Annotated in this window: 6 protein-coding genes and 1 pseudogene; 6 read left to right on the top strand and 1 reads right to left on the bottom strand. The window is 44.1% G+C overall.

The window, feature by feature from the left end:
• The first annotated feature begins 27 nt into the window (after positions 1-27).
• From BA70_RS05715 to BA70_RS05730, 4 genes are all read left to right on the top strand, one after another.
• Complete coding sequence (locus BA70_RS05715) at positions 28-1,008, top strand: pectinesterase family protein (protein ID WP_034319360.1); 981 nt, start codon at positions 28-30, stop codon at positions 1,006-1,008.
• 129 nt (positions 1,009-1,137) lie between these two features.
• Positions 1,138-2,622: a D-alanyl-D-alanine carboxypeptidase/D-alanyl-D-alanine endopeptidase gene (gene dacB / locus BA70_RS05720; RefSeq protein ID WP_078061657.1), complete on the top strand. Its 1,485-nt coding sequence runs from the start codon at positions 1,138-1,140 to the stop codon at positions 2,620-2,622.
• Between the two features lie 19 nt (positions 2,623-2,641).
• Positions 2,642-4,009, top strand: a complete 1,368-nt coding sequence (locus tag BA70_RS05725; RefSeq protein ID WP_034319361.1) for an MATE family efflux transporter — start codon at positions 2,642-2,644, stop codon at positions 4,007-4,009.
• Between the two features lie 64 nt (positions 4,010-4,073).
• Positions 4,074-4,634: a CatB-related O-acetyltransferase gene (locus tag BA70_RS05730; RefSeq protein ID WP_034319363.1), complete on the top strand. Its 561-nt coding sequence runs from the start codon at positions 4,074-4,076 to the stop codon at positions 4,632-4,634.
• Positions 4,635-4,656: 22 nt separating this feature from the next.
• Here the strand turns inward: BA70_RS05730 and BA70_RS20955 are convergent.
• Positions 4,657-5,788: pseudogene (locus tag BA70_RS20955) on the bottom strand (BclA C-terminal domain-containing protein); the annotation flags it as partial.
• Here BA70_RS20955 and BA70_RS20960 point away from each other — a divergent pair.
• Both BA70_RS20960 and BA70_RS20965 read left to right on the top strand, forming a co-directional pair.
• Positions 5,745-6,137, top strand: a complete 393-nt coding sequence (locus BA70_RS20960) for a hypothetical protein (protein ID WP_420834674.1) — start codon at positions 5,745-5,747, stop codon at positions 6,135-6,137. The pseudogene BA70_RS20955 and the gene BA70_RS20960 overlap by 44 nt on opposite strands.
• 50 nt (positions 6,138-6,187) lie before the next feature.
• Positions 6,188-6,583, top strand: a 396-nt coding sequence (locus tag BA70_RS20965) for a hypothetical protein (RefSeq protein WP_420834675.1), incomplete at its 3' end; no start/stop codon positions are given.

The raw sequence follows: 6,583 nt of genomic DNA on the forward strand, positions 1-6,583 counted from the left end.
GTTCACAAAACGAGGGGGAGATATGTGATGAAGTATGGAAGGATACTGCTTATGATAGTATTGTCTTTCTTCCTTTTTGACTCAGCTTCACTTAAAGCGGCTGGACACAAGAATCAAACAAACCGTGTTCTGGTGGTCGATCAAAAAGGAAATGGGTCATTTCGAACGGTTCAATCTGCTATTGATGCGATTCCAGCAAACAATCAACAGCCAACGACGATATATATTAAGAATGGTGTTTATAAAGAAAAGATTCTCCTTCCGCAAAATAAGCCGTACGTGTCCTTTATCGGAGAAAATCAGCACAAGACGATTCTGACGTATGATGATACAAATGCTAGCACTGGGAGTACAACCAATAGCTCGAGTACAATGATTCGTGCGAACGACTTTTATGCAGAAAATATCACCTTTCAAAACACAGCTGGCAGACATGCAGGTCAGGCTGTTGCCCTTTATGTGTCTGGAGACCGGGCCGCGTTCAAGCAAGTACGTGTCCTTGGCTATCAAGATACGCTTTATGCAACAGGCACAGGCCGGCAATATTACGAAAACTGCTACATCGAGGGCACGGTAGATTTCATTTTTGGTTCAGCAACGGCTGTGTTTAAAAGAGCTGAAATAAAAAGTCTTGGAAATGGGTATATTACTGCGGCATCCACAACAGAAGCCCAAAAGTACGGCTACGTTTTCATTGAATCCACGTTAAATAAGGGAACAGCTGCTGCTCAATCTGTTTATTTAGGCCGTCCGTGGAGACCTTATTCTGCTGTGACGTTTCTTCATACAAAAATGGAGGATCATATCAAAACAGAGGGCTGGCATAATTGGGATAACCGTGATAATGAAAGAACTGCACGGTATAAAGAATTTGGATCAACAGGGGCAGGAAGCAATGTGACACACCGCGTGAAATGGTCAACGATTTTAACAAAAAACGAAGCAAGTCAAATCACGGTTCAGTCTGTACTTGGCGGCACCGATGGCTGGAATCCAGAAAAGAGGTAAAGGGCGTGTCAGTTTTCGTCAAAGAAAGCTGACTTTTCTGTTTAAAAAACCTTTGAGAACAAACGTTCTTTTGTGTATAATGAACATAATCTTCTAAAATTGGCTGCTTCTCTAAAAAGGAGGAATTGCGTGAAGCGTTTTTCACAGTTCATGTTTCTACAAATATGTATCCTGTTGATTTTATTTCTCCCTTTTTCAGTGAAAGATGAACAACTCACGGCTCATGATGATCAATCAAAATGGATCGCAGCTTTAGACGAATTCATACGAACAGCACCTGACTTAGAGGGCGCTATCTCTGGCATCAGCGTCCGCGATACTTCTGACACCTCTCTTCTTTATGAACATCAAGCTGATATCCGTCTTACTCCGGCTTCTAATATGAAACTGCTCACATCAGCCATCGCCCTTGATATACTTGGAGAAACACACACATTTCCTACAGACATCTGGATGGATGGTTCTATTCAAAAGAAAACGTTACATGGCAACCTTTATCTTCGCGGCACTGGAGATCCGACTTTATTAGAGGAGGATTTTGTAGCACTTGCCAAACAAGTCAAAAAGGCTGGAATACATACAGTTCGCGGGCAGCTTGTGGCAGATGACACTTGGTTTGATGATACGAGATATTCCATTGATCTGCCGTGGAGTGATGAGGATCAATACTACGGTGCACAAATATCTGCTCTCACCGCTTCACCGAATCAAGACTATGATGCAGGAACCATTATTCTCGAAGTAAAGCCAGGAAAGAAAGCGGGGCATAAAGCCACCTATGACATGATCCCGAAGACTGATGTTGCTCAAGTCATCAATCAAGTGAAAACTGTTCCAGAAGGCGGAAAAAAGAAGATATCTTTTAAGCGCTCTCATGGCACAAACAAGATTACGTTGACTGGAACCATTCCTCTTAAAGCAAGTTCATCTAAACAATGGATAGCATTATGGGAGCCGACAACCTATGCTTTAGACTTAATGAAACGAGCGCTAAAAGCTGAAGGGATACAGGTGAAAGGACCACTCAAAACAAAACACGTTCCTAAAAAAGCCAAGAAAATCGCTTCCCATTCATCTATGCCTTTATCAGAGCTGCTTGTTCCTATGATGAAATTAAGCAACAACACTCATGCAGAAATTCTGTTAAAGGAACTTGGCAAGCAGGTGAAGAACAAAGGGAGTTTTGAGGAAGGGCTGGACGTGATGAATGAACGCCTTCCTGCCTTTGGCGTAGTTCCATCACTCACTGTGTTAAGAGATGGATCAGGCATATCACCTATTAATCTTGTCTCTGCAAACCAATTCACTTTATTTTTGACAAACATTCAACAGGAAAAATGGTTTAAGACCTATGAACATGCGCTTCCGTTAGCAGGGGCAAGCGAACGAATGGTGGGAGGAACGTTAAGGAACAGATTGAAAGAACCAGCTACTCTAGAAAAAGTACGTGCGAAAACGGGATCATTATCAACAGTCAGCACACTTTCTGGATATATTGAAACGCAGAGCGGAAAGACGCTCGCTTTTTCTATTCTATTAAATCATCTTGTAGATGACGAAAAAGGAAAGGATATAGAAGACCGTATTGTCAGCATCTTAGCTGAGGATCTTTAGACAGAGAAGGGGAACCATCATGACGTTAGATAACAATCAATCTTTAGTAAAAACCATGTCCATTTTTCTCATTCCACTTTTGCTAAGCAATATTTTGCAATCAATCGGACAGCTTGTGTCCATTGTACTTGTCGGCAGATGGATTGGAGAGGATGCAGTAGCTGCTATTTCTGCATTCTTTCCGCTTTTCTTTTTACTCGTTTCATTTTCAATTGGAATTGGATCAGGAAGCTCCATCCTAATTGGACAAGCATATGGAGCAAAAAATGAACAGAGATTAAAAGAAATTATTGGCACAACGCTTTCGTTCACCTTTTTGATCGGACTTTTTTTAGCTATCATTGGAGGTTTATTCGCAACAGACATCCTAAATCTAATGGGAACACCCGCAAATATTGTGGAGGAAAGTGCGGCTTATGCCAGAATTCTATTCATCTCAATGCCGATCTTATTTCTTTATTTTGTTTATACGACCTTTTTACGAGGGACAGGGGATTCGAAAACGCCTTTTTATTTCTTAATGATTAGCACAGCAACGAATATTTTGCTGCTGCCGATTTTATTATTTGGCTGGCTAGGACTGCCGGCTTTTGGTTTATACGGCGCTGCGTATTCCTCTGTGATTTCAACAATTGTGACGTTCATCATTCTACATATCTATCTATATAAGACAAAGCACCCGCTGCGCATTGATGCATCGGTTAGAAGGCATTTATTGATGAAAGGGGATCTATTAAAAACGTTATTAAAGCTAAGTATTCCTTCAAGTATTAATATGATCCTCATTTCTTTATCAGAAATTGCCGTCATTTCTTTTGTGAACGATTATGGATCACAGGCCACAGCTGCCTATGGTGTTGTCAATCAGGTCGTGAGTTACGTGCAAATGCCAGCAGTGAGTCTTGGCATAGCGGTCTCTATCTTTGCAGCACAATTCATTGGGGCAGGAAATATCAACCGTCTAAAAGATGTCATTAAAATAGGGCTAGGGCTAAACTTCGCCATAGGTGGATTCATCATTATTTTCGTCTATATATTTGCCCCGCAGATTTTATCCATCTTTTTAACAGATCCTAGGACGATAGATATTGCGTATAGTTTGGTCGTCATTACACTATGGAGCTATCTCATTTTCGGAACAGCTCAAATCGTTGCAGCCACGATGAGAGCAAGTGGAACGGTTCTATGGCCGACGATTTTTAGTATTTGTTCCATTTGGCTTGTTGAAGTACCAGTTGCTTATGTGTTATCACACTATACCTCACTTGGCATTAAGGGAATCTGGATAGGCTATCCTGCGGCTTTCTTTGTGAACTTACTCCTTCAATATGGCTACTATCAGTTGGTATGGAAGAAAAAACAGATCGTAGCGCTTGTTAAATCATAATGTGAGGATGTCAATCAGCATATACATACGAAGATCCATTACTTTTTAGGAGGTTTGATCTTCTATGTTTTTGAATCAAAGAAGTGAACTCAGCTCGTATGACATCGGTGATTTTTCCTATGCCGGACCAGATTTCCAAGTGCTTACGTGGGGGGAAGGAACGACACTGAACGTTGGGAAATTTTGCTCCATCGCAAACGAAGTAAAGATTTTTCTTGGCGGTGAACACCGAACAGATTGGGTCACAACCTATCCGTTTAATCAAATTTTCAAAGAAGCTGCTCATATTAAAGGACACCCAAAATCAAAAGGAGATGTCCATATAGGACACGATGTCTGGATTGGTTATGGAGCGACGATCATGTCAGGAGTATGTATAGGAAACGGGGCAGTGATTGGTGCAAATAGTGTGATTACAAAAGATGTGCCACCATATGCAATCGTGGCAGGAAACCCGCAGCAGCTAATGAAATATCGTTTTTCTTCTAACATAATTGAAAAACTTCAGTCATTGGAATGGTGGAATTTAAAGTTTTCAAGCATACAGTCCATTTTTCATCTCTTACAATCAAATGATATTGAAACCTGTATAAACGCAATAGAAGAAACAAAAAAGAAAGGCTAAAGTAGCCCTTCTTTTTTTTTCGTTAACTGAGTCTTATGATTGTAAGGGATGCCCCGGTTGCCCCTCCACCAATTAAAATAGCTGTTACAATTGCCCCAAACAATTGCAATGATATCGTATTTCCAGCAGTTAAATTCACAATCAATGTGTTGCTGATAAATGTGGTTGAGATCACCGGTGATTGAATAGAGCCTGGGATGACAGTGGCTCCATTAAGAAAAAGCCGTGCACTAACTAAAAGTGCAACTGTTGTATTAATTTGGTATGTGATATAGTATTTACCTGTTTGTTGTACAGTAAAAGTATCATTTGAACCATTCGGTGTAAATCCATTGATATTTTGATTACTTGGTAAAGCAATGTTCGTACCACCAAGAACAGTAATGATTGTAGGACCGGTTGTATTTCCGGCATAAAGAGCCGTTTGAGTTGGACCAGTAGGCCCGGTAGCTCCGGTAGCGCCAGTATCTCCAGTAACACCTGTTGCACCAGTAGTAATGATTGTAGGACCGGTTGTATTTACGGCATAAAGAGCCGTTTGAGTTGTACCAGTAGGCCCGGTAGCTCGGGTAGCGCCAGTATCTCCAGTAACACCTGTTGCACCAGTAGTAATGATTGTAGGACCGGTTGTATTTACGGCATAAAGAGCCGTTTGAGTTGTACCAGTAGGCCCGGTAGCTCCGGTAGCCCCAGTATCTCCAGTAACACCTGTTGCACCAGTAGGTCCGGCAGCTCCAGTGACACCAGTCGCACCAGTAGACCCAGTATCTCCAGTTGCACCTGTTGGTCCAATAGGTCCGGTAGCTCCAGGGACACCAGTCGCACCAGTAGGTCCGGTGTCTCCAGTTACACCAGTTGCACCTGTAGCTCCAGTTACACCTGTTGGTCCAGTAGGTCCGGTATCTCCAGTTACACCAGTTGCACCTGTAGCTCCAGTTACACCTGTTGGTCCAGTAGGTCCGCCCGGTAGCTCCGGTAGCCCCAGTATCTCCAGTAACACCTGTTGCACCAGTAGGTCCGGTAGCTCCGGTAACACCAGTTACACCAGTTGCACCTGTAGCGCCAGTCGGACCAGTATCTCCAGTTGCACCAGTCGCACCAGTAGGTCCGGTGTCTCCAGTTACACCAGTTGCACCTGTATCTCCAGTTACGCCTGTTGGTCCAGTAGGTCCGGTAGATCCAGTGACACCAGTCGCACCAGTAGACCCAGTACCTCCAGTTGCACCTGTTGGTCCAGTAGGCACCAGTAGGTCCGGTAGCTCCGGTAACACCAGTTGCGCCAGTAGGCCAGTTGCACCTGTATCTCCAGTTACACCTGTTGGTCCAGTAGGTCCGGTATCTCCAGTTACACCAGTTGCACCTGTATCTCCAGTTACACCTGTTGGTCCAGTAGGTCCGGTAGATCCAGTGACACCAGTCGCACCAGTAGACCCAGTATCTCCAGTTGCACCTGTTGGTCCAGTAGGCACCAGTAGGTCCGGTAGCTCCGGTAAGCGCCAGTAGAACCAGTATCTCCAGTTGCACCTGTGGGTCCAATAGGTCCGGTAGCTCCAGTGACACCAGTCGCACCAGTAGACCCAGTATCTCCAGTTGCACCTGTTGGTCCAGTAGGTCCGGTAGCTCCAGTTACACCAGTTGCGCCAGTAGGACCAGTATCTCCAGTGACACATGTCACACCAGTAGACCCGGTAGCTCCGGTAACACCAGTCGCACCAGTAGGTCCGGTAGCTCCAGTTACACCAGTTGCGCCAGTACGACCAGTTTCTCCAGTGACACCTGTCACACCAGTAGACCCGGTAGCTCCGGTAACACCAGTCGCACCAGTAGGTCCGGTAGCTCCAGTTACACCAGTTGCGCCAGTAGGACCAGTATCTCCAGTGACACCTGTCACACCAGTAGACCCGGTAGCTCCGGTAACACCAGTCGCACCAGTAGGTCCGGTAGCTCCG

It is taken from the genome of Bacillus zhangzhouensis (assembly GCF_000715205.1).
Lineage (GTDB): Bacteria > Bacillota > Bacilli > Bacillales > Bacillaceae > Bacillus > Bacillus zhangzhouensis.